This is a genomic window from Lacisediminihabitans sp. (genome assembly GCF_036569425.1).
In the GTDB taxonomy this organism is placed as follows: domain Bacteria; phylum Actinomycetota; class Actinomycetes; order Actinomycetales; family Microbacteriaceae; genus Lacisediminihabitans.
On record NZ_DATCQQ010000079.1, the window covers coordinates 1 to 24,664 of the forward strand.

At 66.4% G+C, this 24,664-nt stretch carries 29 protein-coding genes; 17 read left to right on the forward strand and 12 right to left on the reverse strand.

The annotated features are described in order from the left end of the window. Positions 1-169: 169 nt before the first annotated feature. A complete protein-coding gene (locus VIM54_RS13860) occupies positions 170-913 on the forward strand; it encodes a phosphoglyceromutase (protein WP_331902191.1) in 744 nt (247 codons plus the stop codon). An 87-nt stretch (positions 914-1,000) separates the two neighbouring features. Here the strand turns inward: VIM54_RS13860 and phoU are convergent, their stop codons facing one another. Then, complete coding sequence (phoU, locus tag VIM54_RS13865) at positions 1,001-1,654, reverse strand: phosphate signaling complex protein PhoU (RefSeq protein ID WP_331902192.1); 654 nt, start codon at positions 1,652-1,654, stop codon at positions 1,001-1,003. A gap of 166 nt (positions 1,655-1,820) precedes the next feature. On the opposite strand from phoU, the gene VIM54_RS13870 reads away from it, so the two are divergent. Beyond that, positions 1,821-2,972, forward strand: coding sequence for a sensor histidine kinase (locus VIM54_RS13870; RefSeq protein WP_331902193.1), 1,152 nt, complete (start codon positions 1,821-1,823; stop codon positions 2,970-2,972). After that, on the forward strand, positions 2,972-3,652 hold the full coding sequence (locus tag VIM54_RS13875) for a response regulator transcription factor (protein WP_331902194.1): 681 nt from the start codon (positions 2,972-2,974) through the stop codon (positions 3,650-3,652). Before VIM54_RS13870 ends, VIM54_RS13875 begins: the two co-directional genes overlap by 1 nt. Before the next feature lie 218 nt (positions 3,653-3,870). Here the strand turns inward: VIM54_RS13875 and VIM54_RS13880 are convergent, their stop codons facing one another. Continuing rightward, complete coding sequence (locus VIM54_RS13880) at positions 3,871-4,380, reverse strand: hypothetical protein (protein ID WP_331902195.1); 510 nt, start codon at positions 4,378-4,380, stop codon at positions 3,871-3,873. Between the two features lie 164 nt (positions 4,381-4,544). Here VIM54_RS13880 and VIM54_RS13885 point away from each other — a divergent pair, with 164 nt between their 5' ends. Genes VIM54_RS13885 through rlmB form a run of 4 tightly spaced genes read left to right on the forward strand, consistent with a single transcriptional unit; the run spans position 4,545 to position 8,687 of the window. After that, on the forward strand, positions 4,545-5,027 hold the full coding sequence (locus VIM54_RS13885; protein ID WP_134506949.1) for a CarD family transcriptional regulator: 483 nt from the start codon (positions 4,545-4,547) through the stop codon (positions 5,025-5,027). Beyond that, on the forward strand, positions 5,017-6,225 hold the full coding sequence (gene ispD, locus VIM54_RS13890; RefSeq protein ID WP_331902198.1) for a 2-C-methyl-D-erythritol 4-phosphate cytidylyltransferase: 1,209 nt from the start codon (positions 5,017-5,019) through the stop codon (positions 6,223-6,225). Before VIM54_RS13885 ends, ispD begins: the two co-directional genes overlap by 11 nt. 3 nt (positions 6,226-6,228) lie before the next feature. Beyond that, a complete protein-coding gene (cysS, locus tag VIM54_RS13895; RefSeq protein ID WP_331902199.1) occupies positions 6,229-7,659 on the forward strand; it encodes a cysteine--tRNA ligase in 1,431 nt (476 codons plus the stop codon). Further along, positions 7,659-8,687 (forward strand): 23S rRNA (guanosine(2251)-2'-O)-methyltransferase RlmB, encoded by a 1,029-nt coding sequence (gene rlmB, locus VIM54_RS13900; RefSeq protein ID WP_147781776.1) that lies wholly within the window; start codon positions 7,659-7,661, stop codon positions 8,685-8,687. The genes cysS and rlmB overlap by 1 nt, the downstream gene beginning before the upstream one ends. Here the strand turns inward: rlmB and VIM54_RS13905 are convergent, their stop codons facing one another. Next, complete coding sequence (locus VIM54_RS13905; protein ID WP_331902200.1) at positions 8,688-9,893, reverse strand: PLP-dependent aspartate aminotransferase family protein; 1,206 nt, start codon at positions 9,891-9,893, stop codon at positions 8,688-8,690. Between the two features lie 140 nt (positions 9,894-10,033). On the opposite strand from VIM54_RS13905, the gene VIM54_RS13910 reads away from it, so the two are divergent. After that, positions 10,034-10,495 (forward strand): Lrp/AsnC family transcriptional regulator, encoded by a 462-nt coding sequence (locus VIM54_RS13910; RefSeq protein WP_331902202.1) that lies wholly within the window; start codon positions 10,034-10,036, stop codon positions 10,493-10,495. Here the strand turns inward: VIM54_RS13910 and VIM54_RS13915 are convergent. Together VIM54_RS13915 and VIM54_RS13920 are read right to left on the reverse strand one after the other, a co-directional pair. Beyond that, positions 10,492-11,769 (reverse strand): DUF4032 domain-containing protein, encoded by a 1,278-nt coding sequence (locus VIM54_RS13915; RefSeq protein ID WP_331902204.1) that lies wholly within the window; start codon positions 11,767-11,769, stop codon positions 10,492-10,494. The two genes, VIM54_RS13910 and VIM54_RS13915, sit on opposite strands and share 4 nt — an antisense overlap. Positions 11,770-11,852: 83 nt before the next feature. Beyond that, the gene (locus tag VIM54_RS13920) at positions 11,853-12,947 is read right to left on the reverse strand and encodes a sn-glycerol-3-phosphate ABC transporter ATP-binding protein UgpC (protein WP_331902205.1); all 1,095 of its coding nucleotides are present in this window, start codon (positions 12,945-12,947) and stop codon (positions 11,853-11,855) included. Between the two features lie 243 nt (positions 12,948-13,190). Between VIM54_RS13920 and VIM54_RS13925 the strand changes: the two genes are divergently transcribed. Both VIM54_RS13925 and VIM54_RS13930 read left to right on the forward strand, forming a co-directional pair. Next, positions 13,191-14,102 (forward strand): DsbA family protein, encoded by a 912-nt coding sequence (locus VIM54_RS13925; RefSeq protein WP_331902206.1) that lies wholly within the window; start codon positions 13,191-13,193, stop codon positions 14,100-14,102. A 57-nt stretch (positions 14,103-14,159) separates the two neighbouring features. Then, on the forward strand, positions 14,160-14,453 hold the full coding sequence (locus VIM54_RS13930; protein ID WP_331902228.1) for a Gfo/Idh/MocA family oxidoreductase: 294 nt from the start codon (positions 14,160-14,162) through the stop codon (positions 14,451-14,453). A gap of 45 nt (positions 14,454-14,498) precedes the next feature. Here VIM54_RS13930 and VIM54_RS13935 read toward each other — a convergent pair whose 3' ends face one another. The 3 genes from VIM54_RS13935 to VIM54_RS13945 form a co-directional block, all read right to left on the reverse strand. Next, the gene (locus VIM54_RS13935) at positions 14,499-15,239 is read right to left on the reverse strand and encodes a 4'-phosphopantetheinyl transferase family protein (protein WP_331902207.1); all 741 of its coding nucleotides are present in this window, start codon (positions 15,237-15,239) and stop codon (positions 14,499-14,501) included. A gap of 2 nt (positions 15,240-15,241) precedes the next feature. Beyond that, positions 15,242-16,021 carry a phosphatase PAP2 family protein gene (locus tag VIM54_RS13940; protein WP_331902209.1) on the reverse strand — a complete coding sequence of 260 codons (780 nt, stop codon included), beginning with the start codon at positions 16,019-16,021 and terminating at the stop codon, positions 15,242-15,244. A 96-nt stretch (positions 16,022-16,117) separates the two neighbouring features. Next, on the reverse strand, positions 16,118-17,545 hold the full coding sequence (locus VIM54_RS13945; RefSeq protein WP_331902211.1) for a chromosome partitioning protein: 1,428 nt from the start codon (positions 17,543-17,545) through the stop codon (positions 16,118-16,120). Between the two features lie 172 nt (positions 17,546-17,717). Here VIM54_RS13945 and VIM54_RS13950 point away from each other — a divergent pair, with 172 nt between their 5' ends. Continuing rightward, positions 17,718-18,155 (forward strand): BLUF domain-containing protein, encoded by a 438-nt coding sequence (locus VIM54_RS13950; protein ID WP_331902213.1) that lies wholly within the window; start codon positions 17,718-17,720, stop codon positions 18,153-18,155. Positions 18,156-18,325: 170 nt separating this feature from the next. Here VIM54_RS13950 and VIM54_RS13955 read toward each other — a convergent pair whose 3' ends face one another. Then, a complete protein-coding gene (locus VIM54_RS13955; RefSeq protein ID WP_331902215.1) occupies positions 18,326-18,607 on the reverse strand; it encodes a hypothetical protein in 282 nt (93 codons plus the stop codon). Positions 18,608-18,787: 180 nt separating this feature from the next. On the opposite strand from VIM54_RS13955, the gene VIM54_RS13960 reads away from it, so the two are divergent. After that, positions 18,788-19,060 carry a metalloregulator ArsR/SmtB family transcription factor gene (locus tag VIM54_RS13960; protein ID WP_331902216.1) on the forward strand — a complete coding sequence of 91 codons (273 nt, stop codon included), beginning with the start codon at positions 18,788-18,790 and terminating at the stop codon, positions 19,058-19,060. Positions 19,061-19,069: 9 nt separating this feature from the next. Then, the gene (locus VIM54_RS13965; RefSeq protein ID WP_331902218.1) at positions 19,070-19,474 is read left to right on the forward strand and encodes a VOC family protein; all 405 of its coding nucleotides are present in this window, start codon (positions 19,070-19,072) and stop codon (positions 19,472-19,474) included. Between the two features lie 70 nt (positions 19,475-19,544). Here VIM54_RS13965 and VIM54_RS13970 read toward each other — a convergent pair whose 3' ends face one another. Beyond that, positions 19,545-19,775 (reverse strand): ABC transporter permease, encoded by a 231-nt coding sequence (locus VIM54_RS13970; RefSeq protein ID WP_331902219.1) that lies wholly within the window; start codon positions 19,773-19,775, stop codon positions 19,545-19,547. Between the two features lie 36 nt (positions 19,776-19,811). Then, on the reverse strand, positions 19,812-20,210 hold the full coding sequence (locus tag VIM54_RS13975; RefSeq protein ID WP_331902220.1) for an ABC transporter permease: 399 nt from the start codon (positions 20,208-20,210) through the stop codon (positions 19,812-19,814). Positions 20,211-20,222: 12 nt separating this feature from the next. Between VIM54_RS13975 and VIM54_RS13980 the strand changes: the two genes are divergently transcribed. Beyond that, on the forward strand, positions 20,223-22,466 hold the full coding sequence (locus VIM54_RS13980; RefSeq protein WP_331902222.1) for an SGNH/GDSL hydrolase family protein: 2,244 nt from the start codon (positions 20,223-20,225) through the stop codon (positions 22,464-22,466). Positions 22,467-22,497: 31 nt separating this feature from the next. After that, a complete protein-coding gene (locus tag VIM54_RS13985; RefSeq protein WP_331902223.1) occupies positions 22,498-22,989 on the forward strand; it encodes a hypothetical protein in 492 nt (163 codons plus the stop codon). Between the two features lie 162 nt (positions 22,990-23,151). On the opposite strand, the gene VIM54_RS13990 is transcribed toward VIM54_RS13985, so the two are convergent. Then, positions 23,152-23,562, reverse strand: coding sequence for a tyrosine-type recombinase/integrase (locus VIM54_RS13990; RefSeq protein ID WP_331902225.1), 411 nt, complete (start codon positions 23,560-23,562; stop codon positions 23,152-23,154). On the opposite strand from VIM54_RS13990, the gene VIM54_RS13995 reads away from it, so the two are divergent. Together VIM54_RS13995 and VIM54_RS14000 are read left to right on the forward strand one after the other, a co-directional pair. Next, complete coding sequence (locus VIM54_RS13995) at positions 23,550-24,047, forward strand: hypothetical protein (RefSeq protein WP_331902226.1); 498 nt, start codon at positions 23,550-23,552, stop codon at positions 24,045-24,047. The two genes, VIM54_RS13990 and VIM54_RS13995, sit on opposite strands and share 13 nt — an antisense overlap. A gap of 17 nt (positions 24,048-24,064) precedes the next feature. Continuing rightward, entirely contained in the window at positions 24,065-24,529 is a 465-nt protein-coding gene (locus VIM54_RS14000) for a tyrosine-type recombinase/integrase (protein WP_331902227.1), read from the forward strand. Positions 24,530-24,664 lie beyond the last annotated feature (135 nt).

Below are 24,664 nucleotides of genomic sequence, written 5' to 3' on the forward strand. Positions count from 1 at the left end.
ACAGGCATCCACCCTTTCCGAAACCCATGCAATTGGTGCCGACACTCCGGCTGGAGTGACCCCGCAGCGGCGTGTTGAGAAGAAATGCATGGATTTCGGAAGGGAGGCGGGGCGGGGGAGCGGCACCGGCGCGGGCAGGCGGCTCGGGCGGCTTCGCTAGAGTTGGGGCATGACTTTCACGCTCATCCTGCTGCGCCACGGCAACAGCGAATGGAACACCAAGAACCTCTTCACCGGCTGGGTGGATGTCGACCTGAGCGACCAGGGCCGCGCCGAGGCGAAGCGCGCCGGCGAGCTCATCGCGGAGTCCGGCGTGCTGCCCGACATCCAGTACACCTCCGTCCTGAAGCGCGCCATCCACACCGCGAACATCGCGCTCGAGGTGGCCGACCGCGACTGGATCGACGTGAAGCGTAGCTGGCGCCTCAACGAACGCCACTACGGTGCCCTTCAGGGCAAGGACAAGGCGCAGACACTGGCCGAGTACGGCCAGGAGCAGTTCATGACCTGGCGTCGCTCGTTCGACGTGCCGCCGCCTCCGCTCGATGACGACAGCGAGTTCTCGCAGGCCCACGACCCGCGCTACGCGGGCCTCGGCGCCGACCTGCCCCGCACCGAATCGCTCAAGCTCGTGATTGACCGGATGCTGCCATACTGGGAGTCGGACATCAAGCCGGATCTCGCCACCGGCAAGACCGTGCTCGTCACGGCTCACGGCAACTCGTTGCGAGCCCTCGTGAAGCACCTGGACGGCATCTCGGATGCGGACATCGCCGAGCTCAACATCCCCACCGGCATCCCGCTCGTCTACGAACTCGGCGACGACTTCATGCCGACGAACCCCGGCGTGTACCTCGACCCGGAGGCCGCGGCCGCCGGGGCCGCCGCGGTCGCCGCCCAGGGCAAGAAGTAGGGCCCAACCGGAGGCGGACCGCCTACAGGTCCGCCCTACAGGTCCGCCCTACAGGTCCGCCCTACAGGTCGGCCCTATAGGTCCGCCCTATAGATCTGCAGAGACCCAGTCGCCGGTCGCCAGGTACTGCACCTTCTTGGCGATGGAGACGGCGTGGTCGGCGAAGCGCTCGTGATAGCGCGAGGCGAGGGTCGCGTCGACCGTGTCGACGGCCGCACCCTTCCAGGTCTCGCCGAGCACCTTGTCGAACACGCTGAGGTGCAGCGCGTCGATCTGGTCGTCGTCGTTGCGGATCTCCTCGGCGAGGCGCATGTCTTCGGTGCGCAGCAGCTCGGTGAGCTTCTTGGCGATCTGCACGTCGTACTTGCCGAGGTCGGCGAAGGTGCTGCGCAACGAGCGGGGGACGACCTTGTCCGGGAAGCGGTAGCGCGCGAGCTGCGCGATGTGTTCGGCCATGTCGCCCATGCGCTCGAGGGAGGCGCTGATGCGCAGCGCGCTCACGACGATGCGCAGGTCGCGGGCCACCGGCTGCTGGCGGGCCAGGATGTTGATGGCGAGTTCGTCGAGGGCGATCGCCGCCCCGTCGATCTTGTCGTCATCCGCGATCACCGTCTCGGCGAGCGAGACGTTCGACTCGTTGAAGGCCCTCGTGGCGTTCTCGATCGAGATTTCCACGAGAGTGGCGATCTCGACGAGTCGCTCCTGCACCTCTTGAAGTTCCTGCTGGAAAACCTCGCGCATTGTCGAATCCCTTTCGCTGCGAGCATGACGGTCCCCGCACAGTTGAAGCCACACTGCCCCATGCTGGTTAACACTTGGTGATGAGCACCTGAACAAATGCCAAAGTATCGCCTTCCCCCGACAGGGGCTGCGAGGCGGGCCGTGAGATCTAACTAATCTAGTGCGTATGACCTCCGCGTGGCTCGTGCCGCTCACACTCGTTTTCGGTGTGATCGTTGGGGCGGGCATCGTGCTGATCCTCGTCGCCTCCGCCCGCCGTGGCCAGCGGGCGGTGGATGTCGTGAGCAACGCGGTGCCCGACGGCGTCGACCAGGTGATCGAGGCCCTCGAGTCCGCCGGGGTGGTGCTCGACCCCTCGAACAACGTTGTTAAGGCATCGCCGGGCGCGCTCGCGTTCGGCCTGGTCTGGAACGACGCGCTCGTGCACTCCGAACTCGTGGCGCTCGTCGACCAGGTGCGCCGCACGGGCGATTCCGTCGCCCAGGAGCTCGAGCTCGCCCGCGGGCCGTTCGGCGACGCCAACGTCTACCTGTTCGTGCGGGTCGCGCGGCTGGGCGCCCGCTACATCCTGCTGCTGGCCGAGGACCACACCGAGAGCTACCGGCTCGACGAGGTGCGACGCGACTTCGTGGCCAACATCAGCCACGAGCTGAAGACCCCGATCGGCGCGGTGAGCCTGCTCGCCGAGGCGCTGCAGGCGGCATCCGACGAGCCGGACCAGGTGCGCCGCTTCGCGAAACGGCTCACCAAGGAGTCCGAACGCCTGGCCAAGATCACGCAGGAGATCATCCAGCTCTCCCGGCTGCAGGCGGCCGACGCGCTCACGAAACCCGAGGTGGTCGACATCGACCACGTCGTCGCGCTCGCGATCGACCAGAACCGGGTGGCAGCAGACTCGAGCCGCGTGACCATCGTGAGCGGGGGAGACGCTGGCGCCGAGGTGTACGGCGACGAGCCGCTGCTCGCCGTCGCCTTGCACAACCTGATCGCCAACGCGATCCAGTACTCGCCCAAGGGCTCCCGGGTGGGGGTCGGGGTCACCAACGCGGACGGCATCGTCGAGATCGCGGTGACCGACCAGGGCGCGGGCATTCCGGAGGAGGACCTCGACCGGGTCTTCGAACGGTTCTACCGCATCGACCAGGCGAGATCACGGCACACCGGCGGTTCGGGCCTCGGCCTCAGTATCGTCAAGCACGTCGTGCAGAACCACGGCGGCGACGTTCGCGTGTGGTCCCAGATCGGCAATGGCTCCACCTTCACCATCCGCCTGCCGGAGGCGTCCCACGCCTCGCAGGCATCACTGAAAGAAGCATGATGACGCGAATCCTGATCGTGGAAGACGAATCGTCCCTGAGCGAGCCCCTGGCCTTCCTGCTGGGCCGGGAGGGGTACGAGACCACGATCTCCGCCGACGGCCCGGCGGCGCTCGCCGAGTTCGACCGCAACGGCACGGACCTGATCCTGCTCGACCTCATGCTGCCGGGCATCCCGGGCACCGAGGTCTGCCGCGAGATCCGCACCCGCTCGCAGGTGCCGATCATCATGCTCACGGCGAAGGACAGCGAGGTGGATGTGGTGGTCGGCCTCGAGCTGGGCGCCGACGACTACGTGACCAAGCCGTATTCGACGCGCGAACTGCTCGCCCGCATCCGCGCGGTCATGCGCCGCCGCGTCGAGGGCGACGACGACGATGTCGCGGTGCTCGAGGCCGGCGACGTGCGGATGGACGTGGAGCGGCACACCGTCTCGGTGCGCGGCACGGAGACGGCGATGCCGCTCAAGGAGTTCGAGCTGCTCGAGGTGTTGCTGCGCAACGCGGGGCGCGTGCTCACCCGCGGCCAGCTGATCGACCGCGTCTGGGGCGCCGACTACTTCGGCGACACCAAGACCCTCGACGTGCACATCAAGCGCATCCGCACCAAGATCGAGCGGCACCCGTCAGACCCGACGATGCTGCTCACCGTGCGAGGCCTCGGCTACCGCTTCGAGGCCTGATCGCGCGGGGAGATCGCGCGGGAGAACACGCGGGGAGAACACGCGTTTCTCCGGAGGTTTGGCTCACCGCGGCCCTAATTGCCGCCCAACAGCCCGATTTCGGCCGGTTGAGCCGCAAACCTCCGGAGAAACGTGTGCTCGCGGCTTGGGCAGCGCGAACGGGCGTCTCATCGTCGCGAACACGCACTGCGCCGCTACTGACCCACTGCGCCTAGAAACTAGTTGCTCGGTGACGCGCTCGGGGTCGGGGTCGGGGTCGGCGAGGGCAGCAGGCCCTTGTATTCCTTCTGGCTCGCGTCCAGCACCGGCAGGACAAGCTGCTTGCCGGTGTCGGATCCCGACTGGAAGTACACGGGGAAGAGCGCGCCTGGCTCGGTGTTGATGCCCTGCAGCACGAGCTGCTTCGAGCCCTTCGCGCCGAAGGTCTTCGCCTCGCCGGCGTCGAGCCGCACGGTGGAGGTGAGCTTGCCCTCAGATCCCTCGTACTGGATGTTGACGTCGGCCGGCTGCTCGCCGTCGTTGATGATGCTCACGAGCAGGCTGGCCTCCTCGCCGTCCTTCGTGAAGACCAGGGCGTTGCGCACCTGGATCGAGCCGAGGGTCGCTCCGACGCCGTCGCTCGAGTCGTACAGCTTGGTGGTCGACAGGGGGACGAACAGACTGCAGCCGGTCGCGCCCAACATCATGGCGGCCGCCAGGACGACGGATGCAGCAATGCGTGCTCTCACAAAACCCTCCAGAAGCAAAGAAATCGGCCTCACATCGTGGACGATCGCCACGGGAGCCTGCTTGGAGTTTAGCCTACCGACCCTTCGCGCCCGGCTCCGGGTAAGGCAACCCTAACTGGGAGATCGCTGTGGTAAACTAGAGGCCACGGAACGGAGTCCCATCCATGCTTTTCGAGGTCGGCGAAACCGTCGTTTACCCCCATCACGGTGCAGCAACCATCACCGAGGTCAAGACGCGAATCATCAAGGGCGAGGAGAAGCTCTACCTTAAGCTCAACGTCACCCAGGGTGACCTGACAATCGAGGTACCCGCAGAGAATGTGGACCTCGTCGGCGTGCGCGATGTGATCGGCAAAGAGGGACTGGACAAGGTCTTCGAGGTGCTGCGCGCCCCGTTCACCGAGGAGCCGACCAACTGGTCGAGGCGCTACAAGGCCAACCTCGAGAAGCTCGCGTCCGGCGATGTCATCAAGGTGTCCGAGGTCGTGCGCGACCTGTGGCGCCGCGACCAGGACCGTGGACTCTCCGCCGGTGAGAAGCGGATGCTCGCCAAGGCACGCCAGATTCTGATCTCCGAGCTCGCGCTCGCCGAGAAGACTGACGAAGAGAAGGCATCAACGGTTCTCGACGAGGTCCTTGCCTCCTAGGGGCAGCACCGAAACTCCGCGCGTCGGAGTGATCGTCGTTGCTGCCGGAAGCGGCAGCAGGCTCGGCCAGCCCGAGCCGAAGGCCTTTGTCGACCTCCTGGGGCGGCCCATTCTCGAGCACGCGCTGCTGCCGGTCTTCGGGCTGAGCACCGCGGCCCAGGTGGTGGTCGTCGCGCCGGCGGCGCAGCTCGGTGAGGCGCGGTCGATGGCGCTCGAGGTCGCTGGAGTCGCCGCCGACTACGTGACGGTCGTCGCGGGCGGCCAGACCCGGCAGGCCTCGGTGGCCGCGGGAATCGCTGTGCTCGACCCCGGCATCCGCATCGTTCTGGTGCACGACGCCGCCCGTGCCTTCACGCCGACCCACCTCTTCGAGACGGTGATCGCCGCGGTGGAGGGGTCCGGTTCCGGGGTGATCCCCGGGCTGCCCGTGGCCGACACGATCAAGCGCACGGTGGACGGGCTCGCCGTCTCCACCGTCGATCGCTCGGAGCTCGTGGCGGTGCAGACCCCGCAGGGCTTTCCCCGCCAGCCCCTCGCCGACGCCTACGCGACGGCGACTGCCGAGCACACCGACGACGCCGCGCTCTACGCCGCGGCCGGGCATCCGGTAATCGTTGTGCCCGGCGACCCCCTCGCGTTCAAGATCACCACCCCGTGGGACCTGCGTCGCGCGGAGGCGCTCGCGTCGTCCGCTCCGGATGTCGCACCGGGCGCCACGCGAACCGGCGTCGGCATCGACGTGCACGCCTTCGATGAGTCGAGCGAACTCTGGCTCGGCGGGCTGCACTGGCCGGGCGAGGTCGGCCTCGCCGGCCACAGCGACGGCGACGCACTCAGCCACGCGATCTGCGACGCCCTGCTCTCCGCGGCGGGTCTCGGCGACCTCGGCGAGCGATTCGGCACCGCCGACGAGCGCTTCGAGAACGCGCACGGCGCGGTCTTCATCGCCGAGACGGTGCGGCTCGTGAGCGAGGCCGGCTACGCGATCGGCAACGTCGCCGCGCAGGTGGTGGCCAACCGGCCGAAGCTCGCCGCACGCCGCGACGAGCTGCAGCGCAACCTCTCCTCGCTCGTCGGCGCGCCAGTGAGCGTCACGGCCACGACATCCGACGGTCTCGGTTTCACCGGGCGCGGGGAGGGTGTCGCGGTCATCGCGACCGCCCTCCTCCGCCTGTTGCCCCCGCAAGTTAGGCTGTGAGTCGTGACTGTGCGCCTCTATGATTCCAGGACCCAGTCCGTGGTCGACCTCGTGCCCCTCGTCGAGGGCGAGGTGGGCATCTACGTGTGCGGGCCGACGGTGCAGTCGTCGCCGCACATCGGCCACCTTCGCTCCGCCCTCGTCTACGACCAGTGGCGACGATGGCTGTCGTACCGGGGTTACACCGTGACCCTCGTGCGCAACGTCACCGACATCGACGACAAGATCCTGGCCAACGCAGCCTCCGAGTCGTCCGACGCCACCGAGGAACAGTGGTGGGCGCTCGCCTATCGTTACGAGCTCGAGTTCACCGACGGCTATCGCGCCCTCGGAATCCTGCCCCCCACCTACGAGCCGCGCGCCACGGCGAGCATCACCCAGATGCAGCAGATCATCTCCCGCCTCATCGAGAACGGCCACGCCTACGTCGCCGACGACGCGTCGGGCGACGTCTACTTCGACGTGGCGTCCTGGCCCTCCTACGGCGAGCTCACCAACCAGCGGGCGGACGACATGGCGGCCTCGGCCGATGCCGAGTCGAGGGGTAAGCGGGATGCCCGCGACTTCGCGCTCTGGAAGGGACACAAGGAGGACGAACCGCAGTCCTCGGCCTTCCCCTCCCCGTGGGGCGACGGCCGGCCCGGCTGGCACATCGAGTGCTCGGCGATGGCGACGCGGTACCTCGGGCCCCGGTTCGACATCCACGGCGGCGGCCTCGACCTGCGCTTCCCGCACCACGAGAACGAGCTCGCCCAGTCGTCGGCTGCCGGCCTGCCGTTCGCCAACCACTGGGTGCACAACGGGCTGGTGAACGTGAACGGGCAGAAGATGTCGAAGTCGCTCGGCAACTCGGTCTTCGCATCGGAGTTTCTCGAGGAGGCCCGCCCCCTCGTGATCCGCTACTACCTCGGCGCCGCGCACTACCGCTCCACCCTCGACTACCACGACGGTGCGCTCATCGAGGCGGAGGCGGCCCTCGAACGCATCGAGGTGTTCCTCGACCGCGCCGAGCGTCGACTCGAGGGAACCCAGTTCGCCGGGCAGGGTGTGGAGCTCGTGCCCGCCGAATTCGCCGAGGCGATGGATGACGACCTCGCCATTCCGCAGGCGCTCGCCGTGCTGCACGACCAGGTTCGGGCCGGCAACGCGGCGCTCGACGCGGAGGATCTGGGCGGCGCGGCCGTGATCCAGGGCAGGGTGCTCGCCATGGCCGAGGTTCTCGGCATCAACCCGATGGCCGTAGAGTGGCACACTGCCGCACACGATCCGGCCAGCGTCGCTCTCGCGGCCCTCGTGGAGAAGCTGCTGGAAGACCGGGACGCCGCGCGCAAAGAGCGCGACTTCTTGTCGGCCGACCGCATCCGCGATGAACTCGCCGCCGCCGGCATCCAGATCGAAGACACCCCGACGGGGTCACATTGGAGTCTTGACTAATGAAGAGCAGTGGAGCGAACAAGCCTCGCGCGGGCGCCGTGCGCAAGAGCAGCACCGGCAAGCAGGTCGGATCGGGCGGCCAGGGCCGCCAGGCCCTCGAGGGCAAGAAGCCGACCCCCAAGGCCGTCGACCGCCCGTATCACCCCGCAGGCAAGCGCAAGGCCGCGAACGACCGGTTCACGGCGGCAGGCGGCACGCGCCAGCCCGCCAAGACAGGTTCGAGCGCCGGAGCGCCGCAGCGGCCGCAGGCCGGCCGCGCCAACCGGCCCAAGCAGACCGACGAGTTCGAGGTCGTCACGGGCCGCAACTCCGTTCTCGAGGCGTTGCGGGCCAAGATCCCGGTGACCGCCCTCTACATCGCGACCCGCATCGAGTATGACGACCGGGTGAAGGAGGTCATGCAGCTCGCCACGAAGCGCGGGCTGCCAATCCTCGAGGTGATGAAGCCCGAGCTCGACCGCCTGGCCGGGTTCGACTCGGTGCACCAGGGCCTCGCGCTCAAGATCCCGCCGTACGACTACGCGCACCCGACCGACCTGCTGGAGAAGATCATCTCCCGCGGCCAGGTGCCGCTGCTCGTCGCGCTCGACGGCATCACCGACCCGCGCAACCTCGGCGCGATCATCCGCTCGGTCGCCGCGTTCGGCGGGCAGGGCGTGATCGTTCCCCAGCGCCGCTCGGTCGGCCTGACGGCCGCCGCTTGGAAGACGTCGGCCGGGGCCGCGGCGCGCACCCCCGTCGCGATGGCGGGCAACCTCACCCAGACGCTCAAGGCGTTCAAGGAGCGCGGCGTCTTCATCCTGGGCCTCGACGGCGGCGGCGACACCCCGCTGCCCGACCTGTCCTGGGCGAAGGAACCCCTCGTGGTCGTCGTCGGCAGCGAGGGCAAGGGACTCTCGCGACTCGTCACGGAAACCTGCGACGCGATCGTTTCCATCCCGATCAACGCGGCCACGGAGTCACTCAACGCCGGCATCGCCGCGAGCGTCACGCTCTACGAGATCTCCAAGCAGCGCGCCCGCAAGTAGCTAGGCGGTGGCGCCCGCCCGCTCGAGCCGGCGGGCGGCCGCGAGAGCGTCGAGGATGTCCTGGGTGAGGTCGTCGACGTGTTCGAGACCGATGGAGAGGCGAACGAGCCCGGCATGAGGCCTGGCCTCGGCCGCGACCGGTCGGTGAGTGAGGGACGCCGGGTGTTGGGCGAGCGAGTCGACTCCGCCGAGGGAGACGGCGTTCGTGACGAGCCGCAGCGCCTCGATGAACCGCACTGCAGCGTCGTAGCCGCCGGCCATCTCGAGGGCGATCATGCATCCCCCGCCGTGCATCTGGTGCCCGAGGAGGCCGTTCGGGTCGCAGCCGTCGAGCGTCGGGTAGAGCACGCGGGAGACTGCCGGGTCGCCGAGGATGCGCCGGGCGAGCTTCTCTGCGGTCGCCTGCTGGGCACGAACGCGGATCGGCAGTGTGCGCAGGCCGCGGTGCAGAAGGTAGGCGGCGAGCGGATGCAGCACCCCTCCGGTGAGCGCCCGCACGTGGCGCAGGCGGCTGGCCCACTCGTCGGTGGTCGCGACGACCCCGCCCATCACGTCGCCGTGGCCGCCGAGGTACTTGGTGGCGCTGTGCAGCACGATGGTCGCGCCGTGTTCGATCGGACGCTGCAGCACGGGAGTCGCGAACGTGTTGTCGACGAGAACCGGCACGACGCCGGCCGCCGCGACGACGGCCGCGATGTCCACGAGTTCCAGGGTCGGGTTGGCGGGGGACTCGATCACGACGAGTCCGGTGTCCGCTCGGATGGCCCCGGCGATGCCGTCGAGGTCGGTCCAGGTGACGGAGGTGCCGACGAGCCCACTCTCCAGCACGTGGTCGGTGCCGCCGTAGAGCGGGCGGAGCGCCACGACGTGGGGGCGGCCGGCGGTGACGGTGGCGAGCAGGCAGGCGGCGAGGGCCGCCATGCCGCTCGCGAACGCGACCGCGCACTCCGACCCTTCGAGCGCGGTGAGGGCGTCCTCGAAGCGGGCGACCCCGGGCTGCCAGAGCCGTTGGTACACCGCGGACTGACCGGGCAGCAGCACACCGCCGGTGGCGAGCTGCTCGTAGGATTCGCCGCCGAGCTCCACGCCGGGGAGCGGGTTGGTGGTGGAGAAGTCGATGGTGGGCACATGCGATCCGCTCTGACTCAGGCCCTCCATTCCGGCGTGCACGGCGCGGGTCTCGAGACGGAATTCGGAAGTCGACATGGGTCGACGAGAACAGAATCTGCGGCTCATCGCAAGAGTGCCTGCAGGTAGTGCGATACTGGGCTCTATATTCGGAGAAGATGCGCCTCGGGGCGGGAATCGCCCCGTCCGACGAAAGATCCAGCGAAGGGGTCGACGCCATGATCGACGACACGGACCGCCTCATCATCCGGGCGCTCTCGGCCAATGCGCGAATGTCGGGGGCCGCGCTGGCCGCCGTCGCCGGTGTCGCGGAGTCGACGGTCTCGCTCCGGCTGAAGCGGCTGCACGCCTCGGGGGTGCTCCGCGGCTACCACGCCGACGTCGACATCGCCGCACTCGGCATGACCGTGCAGGCGCTCATCTCCATCCGCCTCGTCTCGATCGTGCGGGAGGAGGTTGACCGTTTCCGCCGGGAGGCGCCGAACTGGCCGGGCGTGCTCGCTCTCTTCCACATGGGAGGGGTGGACGACTTCCTCCTGCACGTGGCCGCGCCGAACGCATCAGACCTGCGCGACTTCGTGCTCGAGAACCTCGCCGGGCATCCGGCGGTCGCCCACACGGAGACCAACCTCATCTTCGATCACGTGGCTGGCCGCGGGCTCGAGCAGCTGCTCGGTTAGACCCTCGAGCGCCAGTCGCTCTCGTCGACTACTGAGATCGGCAGGGTGATCGTTCCGGTGACGGGGTCGATCACGGTGGCCTCGTCGCGGCGGTGGCGCAGCACCGTGTCCACGTAGGAGCTCACGGCCTCGGCGAGCGGCACATCCCGGTTCTCGTTCTGCGACAGGAACCAGCGGTGGTCGAGCAGCTGGTGGAAGACCTCCGCGGGCTCCAGGCGTCGCTTCAGGTCGCGCGGGATGGCGCGGATCACCGGTTCGAAGACCTGGGCGAGCCACTCGTGGGCCACCATCTCCTCGTCCAGGCCCTGCTTCTTGAAGGTCGCGGTGTACGAGTCCAGGTCGTTGAGCAGGCGGCGGGCCTGGTTCTCCTGGGCGTCGAGCCCGGTGAGGCGAAGCAGCCGGCGCTGGTGGTGGCCGGCGTCGACCACCTTCGGCTGGATGCGCACCTGCGTGCCGGAGTCATCCGTCTTGATGGCGAGTTCCTCGATGTCGAAGCCGAGCTCGTTGAGACGCTCGACGCGCTCGTTGATGCGCCACCGCTCGGAGGACGAGAAGGATTCGGAGCCGGTGAGCTCCCTCCACAGGTTGCGGTAGGCGGCGACGATGCCGTTCGAGACCTCGACCGGGTCGGCATCCTCGTCGAGGCGCCCGCCTGCGGCGAGGTCGAGCAGCTCTCCGGCGATGTTGACCCGGGCGATCTCCAGGTCGTTCTCGCGCTGGCCGTTGGAGAGGCCGCTGTAGAGCTGGCCGGTCTCGGCGTCGACGAGGTACGCGGCGAACGAGCCGGCGTCGCGGCGGAAGAGCGTGTTCGAGAGGGACACGTCGCCCCAGAAGAAGCCGTGGATGTGCAACCGCACGAGCAGCACGGCGAGGGCATCCACGAGCCTGGTCGCGGTGTCCGGTCGCAGGGTCTGCGAGTACAGCGCACGGTAGGGGAGTGAGAACTTGAGATGACGCGTGACGAGCGCGGACTCGAGCGGGTTGCCTTCGTCGTCGGTGCGGTTGGTGATCACCGCGACCGGGTCGACGCAGGGCACGTCGAGCTTCTGCAGGGCGCGCAGCATGTCGTACTCGCGCTTGGCGAGCTCCGAGGAGGTCTCCTTGATCGCGATCACGTAGCCGCTGAGGTGCACGAAACGCACGAGGTGCCGCGAGATTCCCTTGGGCAGGGCGGCGATCACGCTGTCGGGCCAGACGTCGAGGGGAAGATTCCACGGCAGGTCGAGCAGTGCCGGGTCGACGGTTGCCGAGGTGATGTTGAGTGAGCCGCTCATGCGCTGTGCCTATCGAGAATTCGGAGTAAAAAAAGTGCGGGCGACGATCGAGATCGCCGCCCGCACCAGGGTTATTCGACCGCTTAGTCGGCGACGGCCTTGCTGAGGCGGTTGCCGGACTCGATGTCGAACGCGTGGATGTGGGCGGGCTCCGGAAGGATGAAGACCGTCTCGCCGGCGTTCGGGTGAACGCGGCCATCGACGCGGGCGACGATGTCGACGCGGGCGCCGTCGATGTCGGTGTGGCCGTAGAGGTAACCGTCGGCGCCGAGTTCCTCGACGAGGTCGACGTCAACCTTGAGGCCCTCGCCGGTCGTCGAGACGCGAACGTCTTCCGGGCGAACGCCGATCGTGACCTTGGTGTTGGTCGTCGCGCCCATGGTGGCACGGTCGAGGGCCGCGACGGACGATCCGAACTTGAGTCCACCCTCGACGAGGTCGGCGGTGAAGAGGTTCATGGCCGGCGAGCCGATGAATCCGGCGACGAAGACGTTCTTCGGGTTCGCGTACAGGTCGCGGGGGGTTCCCACCTGCTGCAGCACGCCATCCTTGAGCACGGCGATGCGGTCACCCATGGTGAGCGCCTCGGTCTGGTCGTGCGTGACGTAGACGGTCGTGACGCCGAGGCGGCGCTGGAGGGAGGCGATCTGCGTACGCGTCTGCACGCGGAGCTTGGCGTCGAGGTTCGACAGCGGCTCGTCCATGAGGAACACCTGCGGCTGGCGCACGATCGCGCGGCCCATGGCGACGCGCTGACGCTGTCCACCGGAGAGCGCCTTCGGCTTGCGGCCCAGGTACGGCTCGAGGTCCAGCAGCTTGGCGGCTTCGAGAACGCGGGTGGCGCGCTCGTCCTTGTTGACGCCGGCGATCTTGAGCGCGAAGCCCATGTTCTCGGCGACGGTCATGTGCGGGTACAGCGCGTAGTTCTGGAAGACCATCGCGATGTCGCGGTCCTTCGGCGGAACGTCGGTGACGTTGCGGTCGCCGATGAGGATGTTGCCGTCGTTGACCTCTTCGAGGCCGGCCAGCATGCGCAGCGACGTGGACTTGCCACAGCCGGATGGGCCGACGAGGACGAGGAATTCGCCATCAGCGACGTGCAGGTCGAGTGCGTCGACGGCGGGCTTGGTGGAACCCGGGTAGAGACGGGTTGCCTTGTCAAAAGTGACAGATGCCATGGTTCTATTGCTCCTTCACCGGCAGGTACGTGCCGGACGATCCGTAGTGAATGGAAGATTCTGCTCGGTCATTATGTCACGTCGAGGTGAACGCCGTTAAATTGGCGTTCACCGACTGGCTAGGCTTATCCAGCGTAGGTCTGGCTTATTCCCAGAATCACTGTCTACTGTGCAAAGGGCTCCCGCTCGCTGCTGTCGAGACGGTTCGAGGGCCACAACCATGTTGATCAATAGTGAGGTTCGATGAGTTACGGCGGTGCTGGCGACGATCGCCTCAGCAAGAACCAGAGGCGCGAGGCCGCTCGTGAGAAGGCCCGCACGCTGCGCGAAGAGCAGAGGAAGAAGGATCGCCGAAGCCGTTTCGTTCTGCAGGGCAGCCTCATCGTCGTCTCCCTGGCGATTATCGCCGTCATCGTCGTCGTGATCACCAGTTCGGTGCGCCCGCCGTCTGCGGGGCCCAGGAACATGCTCAGTGACGGCATCAAGATCGGCCAGAACCTGGCCGCGGTGCCGACCGCCGCGCTCCAGCCGGGCGACGCCCCCGTGCCGTCGGCCCGCAACAAGTCTGACGTGATCGACATCCAGATCTTCGTCGACTACCAGTGCCCCGTCTGCCAGGTCTTCGAGCAGACGAACACCGCCCAGATCAAGTCCTACCTCAAGACCGGCGCGGCGACGCTCGAGATCCATCCGATCGCGATTCTCGACAACCGCTCGCTCGGCCAGAGGTACTCCAGCCGCGCGGCGAACGCGGCGGCCTGTGTCGCCAACTTCTCGCCGAACTCCTACTTCGACTTCAACACCCTGCTCTTCGAGGAGCAGCCGAAGGAGAACACCGAGGGTCTACCCGACCAGAAGCTCGTCTCCATCGCGAAGCAGGCCAAGGTCGAATCCCTCACCTCGATCACGAGCTGCATCACGGACCAGTCGTTCAAGGCCTGGGTGACGTCGGCCACGTCGCGCGCCACCACCGGTCCGATCGCCAACTCCGATGTCAAGAAGGTGTCGGCGACGCCGACTGTGATCATCAACGGTGCCAAGTTCAACGGGGCGGCGACCGACGCGAGTGCGTTCTCCGCCGCCATCCAGAAGGCCGCCGGCGACACGTTCCGCGAGGACGCGACGGCGACCCCGAGTCCCAGCCCGGCCCCATAGCGCTCAGCGCCCGCCGCGGCCCGCGGGTGGCGCGGCGACCGAGGCGCGCTCGATCAGCTGGACCGCAGTGACGATCGGGGACGGCGAGGCGCCGGGGGAGGATCCCACGCTCTCCGCGGGGCCTGCGAAGAGGCGCTCCCTGGCGCCACCGTCGTGGCCCTCGCCGGCCAGGAGGAGTCCCGGCTGGGCGAGCTCGGCCGCACTCGCGGGGTGCCCAACCTGTACAACGACTGGCAGGACCTTGTCGCGCGCGACGACCTCGACTTCGTGAGCATCGGCGTGCCCAACCACCTGCACCATCCGATCGCGATCGCGGCGCTGGCCAGCGGCAAGCAGAGCGCCGGCTCGTGATCGAGGAGTTCGACGCACGCCCCGCGCGGGTGGTTCGAGGGCTAGCTAGCTGTGCTGCCCACCGACGATCTCGACCTCGCCCAATGCCGGCCCGGCGATCGCGCCGGCGAGGGTCGGGGCGAGCGCCGGGGGGATGGCGAGGTCGCGCACGACCATGCCGGGCGAACCGGCGTCGGCCCAGCCGCCGGCTTGAGGTCGAAGCGCCACTGTCGACATCTCGCGGGAGAGGCCGAAACCCGTGGCCTTGAGCAGGGCCTCCTTGCGCACCCACACGTCGAGGATGTCTCCCGTCACCGCTTCGCCGGGGGCCAGCATGTCCCGCCCGAGCGGGGCGAGCCCGGCATCCGGCCGCCGCACCTCGATGTCGACCCCGATCGCGGCCCCCTCGCGCACGGCCACGGCGACCCAGGATCCGGAGCGGCTGAGGGTGAATTCCAGCCCGCGAGGGTGCGCCAGTTCCGGCCGGCCGTGCGGCCCCCCGCAGGCCGGACAGGCGCCTCGGCGAAACGACACGAGCGCGGGCTCCACCTTCAGCACCGAGCCGAGCACCAGGCGAAGCACCGCGTGCGCCCGCGCGAATCTCTCCGAGGTCAGCGGGTCGACGAGGCTCGCCGCGCGAGCCCGCTCGTCCAGGTCGAGCCACTCGGCCGGCCGAGCGTCGCCGGATGGAAGACCGAGGCGCGCTGCGATGTCCGGCAGCTCGTCGTCGACGCAGGCGATCCACACGCGGGTCGGACTTCGGGGCGTCCGGCCGAGCAGCCGCGGTGTCTGGCGGCTCTCATTCATGTCTAGGTGCCGTCCCGCTGCGGTTGCGATGCGGGCCCGGTCACCGGTTCGTCGGGCACCCGCACCGTGCGCCAGGTGTCGATCGCGATGACCGTTCCGACAATCACCATGGAGAGCGAGAGTGAGGCGAGGATGTCGGTGAGCCAGTGGTAGCCGAGATACATCCGGCTCGTGAGGGCGGCGACGATCCCGAGCACCGCGACGATGGCGCCCGCGACCACGCGACCGGGTGAAGGAGCGCGGGAGATGAGCAGGAAGGCCGCGATGATGAGGAAGTCGCTCGCCCCGAGCACGTGCCCGGACGGAAACGAGGATGTCGCGTCGCTGCCGATCAGCATCAGGTTCGCCGGTGGGCGGTGCCGGTGAACGAGGGGGGCGATCGAGTTCGCCACGATCACCCCGGTGACCATGGCGCCGGCGAGGAGAAGGGGCCGCCACAGGTGCCGCGCGAGCAGCGCCCAGGTGACCGTGGCGACGAGGATGATGATCGGCAGGAAGATGGGACCGAAGATGGTCGTGATCACGGCCATCACCGCCGTGGTGGATGGCGAGCGCAGCGAGTTGATCCCGAGCTCGGCTGGTCGGTCCAGCTCGGCCAGTCCGGTCTGCTGCAGCACCGACGTCAGCACGATGATGAAGAACACGATGCCGAGCGGGATGAGGATCGAGGAGTTCAGATACAGGTTTCGCCTGGTCGCGGGGCGAACGTAGCGCTCCTCGACGATGAACTTGCCGTGCCATCTCTGCCAGCGGCTCTCATCCGGTCGGGTGGCAGTGGCCATGTTTCTGACCGTTCCTTTCGCTCGAGATGCGCAGTCGTCGGTGACCGGCCACGATATCGCGTCACGGCGGAGCCGGACGACGCCCTTCGTCCGAGCCTAGAGTCCCTCCGCGATGGCGGCCGTCGCTCGAAGCCACGCCTCTCGGGTGGCCGGCGCGAGGGCATCGATCACCAGGGGCCCGCCCGCCACGAGTGCCGGGTCGTACGGCACGTCCACGACCGCCCGGGTGAGCTGACCGAAGTGGTCGTGCAGCCGCTCGGAGAGCTGCTCATCGGCGTTCTTTGCCGGGGACGCCAGGATGGTCACCGCCTGGTCGACCTTGTCTGAATGGCCCTTCTGACGCAGCCCGTCGAGCAGGGAGGCGGCTCCGTATGCGGTGTCCTCGCGGATGGTGGAGACGATCACGAGCTGGTCGGCGGTCTCGACGGCCGCCTCCCAGTTCGACGCCCGCATGTTGTTTCCGGTGTCGATCACGAGCACCCGGTAGAAACGGCTGAGGGTGGCGTGGAGCTTGCGGAACGCGTCGGCGTCGATGCTCGCGGCTCCGGCCGGGTCCAGGTCCGAGGCGAGTGCGTCGAACTGGGCGTCGCCCTGAGCCCGCACGTAGTTGTCGAGATCGCCCACCCGCACGGAGCGGGGATCGGTGAAGCGGTCGAGCGCGCGCAGCAGGTCGACGGCCGTGTTGGTGTGCCGGGCGGCCTGCGCCCGAACGCCCAACGTGCCCATCGTCTCGTTGTTGTCCCAGGCGAGGGTGTACCCGCCGCGGTACATGCCCAAGGTGGCGGCGATCAGCAGGGTCGTCGTGGTCTTGTGGGCCCCGCCCTTGGGGTTGAGCACGACGATGGTGCGCGGGCCGTTGAGGCTGCGTTGCACCGTGGTGACCGCGGCCCGGTGCGCTCGCTCTCCCGAACCCGGCGTCGGCGAGATGAGGCCGGCGGAGAGCCGGCGAACGGTGCCCTGCCAGCCCCACGCTGCCGGGCCGGCCGGGGGCTCCGGACGGGAGTCCAGGAAGTCGGCGAGGGTCGGGGGTGCGGCCGATTCGCCGCCGAGAGCGCCCGCCAGCGAACGGGATGCCGGCGCGGAAATCGGCATCGGAAACAGGGAGTCCTCGTCGAGGTCGGGGAGGGCCTCCCGCTGGACCGGCTCGGGAGACGCTGCCGGCTCGGGCGGAAAGGGCACGGCCGACTCCCGCCGGACCGCGGAGACCGGTTCGGCCTGGCCGTCTTCGACCGGCGGCACCAGGATGGGGCGGGTCTGCGGGGGAACCCCGGCTCCCACCCCCTCGACTCGCCCGTCGGGGTGAACCAGCAGCTCGCCCTGGCCGGACTCATCCTCCGTCGTGATGTAGAGGGCGCGGCCGCTGACCCGCGCGCGGGTCGTGACGTGGGCGATGATTTCCTCGCGCACACCGGCATCGTCGGCGGCGACGATGGGGTGGCTGAGGCCGTCGACGAGTACCTCGCCGGCAGTGCTGCCGCGAACAATCACATGGATGCGCGGTTGGGAGATTTCTTCCTGAGACATGGGTGAACGGTTCCGTTCTTGCTCAATGCGGTGGTTTTGCGCCGCCTGAGCAGCATAGTGTGCCCCGTTTGGGGGTGCCCGACCATGCCGCCTCGCGGACCGTGCACCCTGAACGGGGGACTGTACCGAACCGTCGGTGTACGCGAGCCTGGTTCAGGAAAAGGGAGGCCACGTGCTATCGATCGCTTACCTGAGTTCGGCGAGCCGCGCGTACACCGACGAGGACCTTGCTCGACTGCTCACGAGCATCCGCGGGAACAACGCCCGGCTCGGCATCACGGGCATCCTGTTGTACAGCAACAGCCAGTTCATGCAGGTTCTCGAGGGTCCGGACGAAGCGGTACGAGCGTGCTACGCCGTCATCGCTGTCGACCCTCGTCATTTCGGCGTGCAGATGCTCAGTGTGGAATCCATCACCGAGCGGCGTTACCCGGGCTGGCGGATGGGCTACCGTGCCCTCACAGACAGCTTCTCGCGCTCCATCCCCGGCTACGACGATTTCTTCCACCAGCAGCAGAGCCCGACGAATGTGTCTGAGACCGCTGAGCGGGCGCGCAGGCTGCTCGATTGGTTTCGCGACAACTCGCTTCCCGTCAGTCAGGCGTCCTGAGGCCTTCCCGCTCGACGACGCCGGCAGCACCCCGTGTTCATAACTCAGGCACAATTTTCCCGCGCGCTCGAACACAGCCGGAATTCCGGGGGTGTGATGAGGCGCGCGTCGAAATCAGCCGTAGTTATGCACGCGCCGTCGCCGCCGCCGCCGCCAGAGCCGAACCGGCGTCAGGCGGTGGTGTTCTCGCTCGCCATCCCGGCGTGAACCGGCACGAACTCGATCATGTTCCTGGGGTGCACGGTCTTGGCCGGGCCGCGCGAGAACCCTTTCGCGTCCAGGTGATTCTGCGCCCGGAACTCTGCCAGCGTCTCGTCATAGATCGCGTTGACCTGCTCCCCCGAGAACACCTCGGACGATCCGTCGGCGAAGGCGATGGAGATGGTCGCCGTGGTCGGGAAGTGCCTGTTCATGCGGATGAAGCCGTCGGAATCCTGCTGGAGGGTGATCATTTCGTTCCCGTCTACGCGATAGTTCGCCGCTGACACGTTACAGGTCGGACGGTTCGGCGGCGGTCTGCCGCCGCCTCTCACGCGGACGACCGATGCGCGGCCCGATCCGTCTCGCGTTCGGGCGGCGCCGGATCCGCCGAACCATTGACAGGCAAGTACGTGCTTGCATATTCTTGCATCGTGGGCGACGTCTTCAAGGCACTGGCCGATCCGACCCGGCGCGTGATCATGGACGAACTTCTGCTGCGCGACGGCCAGACCCTGTTCGAGCTCTGCGCTCGGTTGATGAGCGTCCACGGCAGTCAGTCCAGCCGGCAGGCGGTGTCCCAGCATCTTGCGGTGCTGGAGGATGCCGGCCTGATCGCCACGTACCGTGCCGGCCGAACGAAAGTCCATACCCTGAATACGGAGCCGCTGCGCTCGATCACCGAGCGCTGGCCCCTCGATCGATAGGAGACCAGGTTGAAGGCACGACTACAGGTGACGAGCGTCTTCGTCGACGATCAGGCGAAGGCTCTCGCCTTCTACACGGAGAAGCTCGGATTCATCAAGAAGACGGATGTGCCCGCCGGCGACTATCGCTGGCTCACCGTCGTGGGTGCGGACGATCCGGACGGGGTGGAGCTCCTCCTCGAACCGGACGAGCACCAGGCCGCGAAGGCGTTCGCGCGGGCTCTCGTGGAAGACGGGATCCCCATGACCTCGTTTCGCGTCGACGATGTGAACGCCGCGTATCGTGAGCTCCAGGCAGACGGGGTCGCATTCACCCAGCCGCCGATGCCCATGGGCCCGATGATCGGTGCGGTGCTCGACGACACGTGCGGCAACCTCATCATGATCGTGAGCCCGGCGCCGGCCTCCGACTGAGGTCTGCAGGCACACCGCGGGCGGCCGCGATGACCTCGCGACCGCCCGCAGCTAGTGGTTGCGACCCGGCTCAGCGCACCGACTTGCGCTCGTAGATCGCCATCGACCAGGCGTACCCGGCGACTGCGATCACGACGCACCACCCGATCGCGAGCACCGGGTTCCAGCCGAGCGGGGTGCCGAGCAGCAGCCCGCGGATGGTCTCGATGAACGGGGTGAACAGCTGGTACTGCGCGAACCAGTGCAACCACTCCGGCATCGAATCCGTCGGTACGAAGCCGCTGCCGAGGAAGGGCAGCAAGACGAACAGCGTCGGCCCGTTGCTCGCCGTCTCGACTTACTTCGCCTGCATCCCCATCGCGACCGCGAGCCAGCTGAGGGCGAACGCGATGAGCGCGATCAAGCCGACAGTGGAGATCCACTCGATCGGCCCAGCAGTCGGGCGGAACCCGACCAGCAGGCCGACGCCGAGCACGATGACGACGGCGATGATCGCCTGGATGGTGTTGCCGAGCACGTGTCCGGCGAGCACCGCCGCCCGTGAGATCGCCATTGTGCGGAACCGCGCGGTGACGCCCTCGGTCATGTCCATCGAGACCGTCGTCGCGGCGCCGCCCATGGTGCCAGCGATCGCGATCGCCAGGATTCCCGGCATGACATACGCGACATACGCCGCCCGCCCGCCGGCCGGGTCCACTCCGGGCAGGCCCGCCCCGAGCGTGCCGCCGAAGGTCAAATCACAGACGGAATGAGGTTGCCTGGCCTGCAAGGCTCAGGCAGTCCTGCGGCCCTTCCCGCCGACCAGCAGCGAGCGATTGCCATCGACTACTCAACGAATATCGCTCGCGTGGTACAGGTTCTTGCTGACAAATGGAATCAGGTCGCGAACGCGGGAATGTCGCTCAACGGAGGGACTTCAGCAGGACTCGAAGATTGGTTCTTCGCCGTTTGGGCGTACAACTCAGGTTTTCACGCCCAGTCGGGTTCAAGCCCATGGGGTGTTGGCTGGTCAAATAACCCGGTCAATCCCATGTACAACCCCAGCAGGCTTCCCTTCTTAGAATCGAGTTCGGCGGACGCGGCGCACCCCCAAGATTGGCCCTATCCCGAAAAGGTAATGGGATTCGCTGCATGGTCACTCCCGCTGGCAGAGAAAGTGGTAGTGCAAACGGGCACGCACCCGACCGGGTACACCACCACGAACGTCTCAGGGTTCAACCTTGCATGGTGGGGCCTAAACGAGTACCGCACCACAGTGAAGCCACCCGCGAACCTGTTCTGCACCGTCGCCAACAATCAATGCGACACATCGACAACCGCTAAATGCACGCGTTCTGACCTGCAGTGCTGGTGGCACGTTTCTGCGTCATGGAAGGAGTGTGATACGGCCTGTGGCAATGAGAACGTCAGGTTCACCTACCCAACGTACGCAGCTGCACAACCTGACGGCGTGAGCGTGCCAGGACGGTGCGATTCCGGCGGGCTGCCCGCGTCAGCGTTGATTGTGGACGACGTTCCGGCATCAGTCTCACCAGTTCGGGGAGGGTGCAGCAAGCAACCAAGCACCGGGTCGTTCGCCCTACAATTCTTTGCGCCCGATGCGAACGGCTCTTATCCAGGGAAGATTGACCTGCATCAGCAGGGGGGCGGATTCAACGACCACTTCTATTTCACCCATGTGCGAAACGTTCCCGCAGGAGACAAGACGGAAATCAGCGGTTCGTGGAACCTAGGCCAATCCCTGACGAATTGGACTCGCGTGTTCGTTCATGTACCCAGCTACGCAGCTTGGTCACCCCAAGCCGCGTACACGATCAACCTTGGAGACGGGACGAGCGAGACACGAACTCTGAATCAGCACCGTTTCGCCAATGAGTGGGTGCCAATAGGCGTGTTCCATATGAACGGAACGCCCAGCGTCACGATGACGAACCTAGCCACGTACGCGGACGGCTTCAATGACATCGCTTGGGATGCAGTGGCTTTTCAACCGCTACCCGCCAAGCCAACGGACTTCGTGGTATCGCTTGGGGATTCCTTCTCCTCCGGAGAAGGGGCTACCACAGACCTCTCAACGGGCGCCAGCTACACGAGCGAGTCAGACCACAATGGCACAGACGCTGACCCGCTCAATTCACTTCGCGACGGGTGTCACCGATCATCGCTGTCATGGCCTCTCAAGACAACGCTTCCCGGCGCAGCGACCTCGATCGGGACGCTGTCAGGCAGTTGGAGTAGCAGTTTGGACTTTCAAACGATGGCTTGCTCCGGCGCCCTGACGCAAGACGTCCAAACCGGAGGAAGCAGCCCTAGAACTTATGGCGAGCTCAATCAGCTGGACCGAGGCTACCTAGATCAGAACACCACCCTCGTTACGATTTCAATCGGCGGCAATGACATGCGGTTTTCGGACATCCTTCAAGCCTGTGTCTTCTCATACGCCCGAAATCAATTGGTAGGGTACACGCCATGCAACCAGAGCATTCTCGCAGGCGACACCAACGACATCCAGACGTCCACGGCCAATCGCCTTGCCAACGTCCTACCGGGCGCGCTCGCCACTACACTCAACCAGATTCACGCCAAGGCACCTTCTGCAAAAATAGTTCTCATGGGCTACCCGAAACTATTTGAGACGGGGAGCACGTGCGTGTATATCGATGACAATGATCGTGCGTGGCTGAATTCAGTTTCGACCGGACTGACGGGTGCCATGTCTGCAGCAGCGAGCAACGCGACTGCATCCGGAATCCCTGTCAGATTTGCGGATCCCCAGCAGTTCTTCACCGGTCACAACCTCTGCACGTCCATACCGGCAGAAAACGGCTTGGTGTTCACGCAGACGTCCGGTGATGCGCCCATGTATTCCCTGCCAGTCCCAGGGCCCAACTACAATTTCGGCGTATCGCAGCAGTCCATTCATCCGAACCCAACTGGTACGAGTTACTACGCTGCGACGTTACAGGGGGCGCTCAATGGGTTCTATCCGTAAGAGAACGGCGCATCACACAAGTCTGCTCGCGATGGCGATTCTCATCTCTTTCGGCCTAGCGGGCTGCGTCGACGGCGCAAGTCAGGCGGATTCCTACGCACTGGCCGGGCTGGCGACCGAGCTGAAGACACTCAAACAAGGTACCGAGCAGGAGTCCACGACCGCCGACTCGCCAGAGACTGCGGCTCAGCGGATTCAGGGCGGGAGCGTAGGACGAGTCCTTCCCAGTCGACTGGATTCAAACGACTCAAAGCTAGGCTCCTCATTTGTTGCGATCTACGACATCAGTACTTCCGGAAACACCGTGACATTCCACGCAGTTCTCCAATCCACCGGCGTTAGCGGCGGCGGATGGACCTACAAGGAACGAGGGCGCTACATGTGTTTGGCAGTCGACGCCCAGGTTCCCGGGCAAACATCGCAAGCGAAAGTGAACGAAGTTGACTGCAGGAGCGACATCCTCGTTTTGCTGCGAGCCCTGTCAGACAACCACCATGCCTCGCTTTCCCAATTGGAAGGCTAGTCACGTCATCTGAGATCTAAGCCGCGCCGCGTTCCGTCGAATCCCGGTGGCAGCGCGACTGTATGCTGAGCGCCTGGAATCGTATTGTCCTCCAAACAGGTTTCCATGGTTCTTCCTCAGATCGTCGATTCGTTCTAACGAGCGTTGGAACGTACGAATCGATCACACGTAGGGCATTGCCGCAGATGCATGACCGAGCAATCGCTGCACGGCCCTGTCATTCGCTCCCGCGGAGATTCCGAGCGACGCTGCGGTGTGTCGAAGGTCATGGAGCGTGACCGCGGGCGGGAAGCTCGGATCAGACTCCGATGCGCGCCTTCTCGCGCCAGCGAACCATCCGTCGCCCTGCGTCGGCGTCGGCAGGAAGACAGCCCCGGTCCAAAACGCGAGTGCATCGTGCTGCTTGCCGTCCTGCGCCGACACGAGTGGCCCGACCAAGGCCGGGAAGGGGCAAAGGAATAGCTGTGGCGGCAGATCAGGAAGCAGTTGGAGTAATGGTCGGCATAAGTATGGTGGGGGCTCGTAGTGTTTGACCCGAGAATTATGGCGAGAGGAGCGGCGTGGGAATTTCATGGTTTTCAGAGAGCGATCTCTCCGCGACCCTGCGCAGTCACGGGCAGAAGTTCGTGCAGCAGATAGCTTCACTAGACCCACAGTCGATTCGATTTAGCCTGGAGGCAACCGTAGTCCAACTGGCGGAGGATGTAGACGTTGTGCCGCTCGGCTTCCAGCGGGACGCCCTCTCCCGGACTGCGCTAGTTGAGACCACCATCGAAACATCGCAGTTTGGCGAGCGGTACACGGTGGCGGCCAAGAGCGTCACCCTGCTCATCCCATTCACCGGCGATCCCATGCTCTTTAAGTGCAGGGCGAGTCCCCATTCCCTTAGCGGGTTCCCCTTCGATATGCAGATCTCTCCAGGCGTAGCGCAACTCCACGTCAAGGACCGTGAGCTCACTGCCGAGAAGATTTCCGCAGAGTTGCAGGAGTTCAGGACTTCCCTCGAGCAGCGTGCGGGCTGGATCAGGGTGATGTCGAAGCTTGGCGCGGAGAGATAAGGGCGACCATTCAAGCGATGGTTGAGCAGCGCCGAGTGCAATTGGAAGAACTCGCCGCTCTTGACGCGGCATTGGAGATTCCGATGACTCCAAACAAGTCTGGCGAGCGCGTTGAAGTCCCGCTGAAGCCCAAGCGACTCAGCCCGGTTGTGAAGAGCGCGAATTTGAAGGCCGGCGCAGTGCTGCGCAACCGCACGTTTCGACGTGGCTGGTTCAACGACGCGGCCGAGAGCGTGGGCATCCCGGGCCTCACACCGCACGAGCTGCGGCACACCTGCGCGAGCCTCGCGGTCTCGGCTGGCGCCAATGTCAAAGCGTTGCAACGGATGCTCGGCCACAGCTCCGCGAAGGAAACGCTCGACACCTACAGCGATCTCTTCGATGATGACCTGGACGGCGTTGCGGTCGCTTTGAATGACACCGCGGCTCGTCTGAATGTGGGCAAACTGTGGGCAATGAAGTCCGCCAGGACAGCTATGTGATGTATCAGGACATGGGTGACAGTTCTGCATCAGGACATCGGTAACACTTCCTGCATCAGGACATCGGTGACACTCAGATGGTTTTGGGTTGCCGTCCTCGGGGCCGACCGGAGCTGACGTATTTGACTCCGGGTC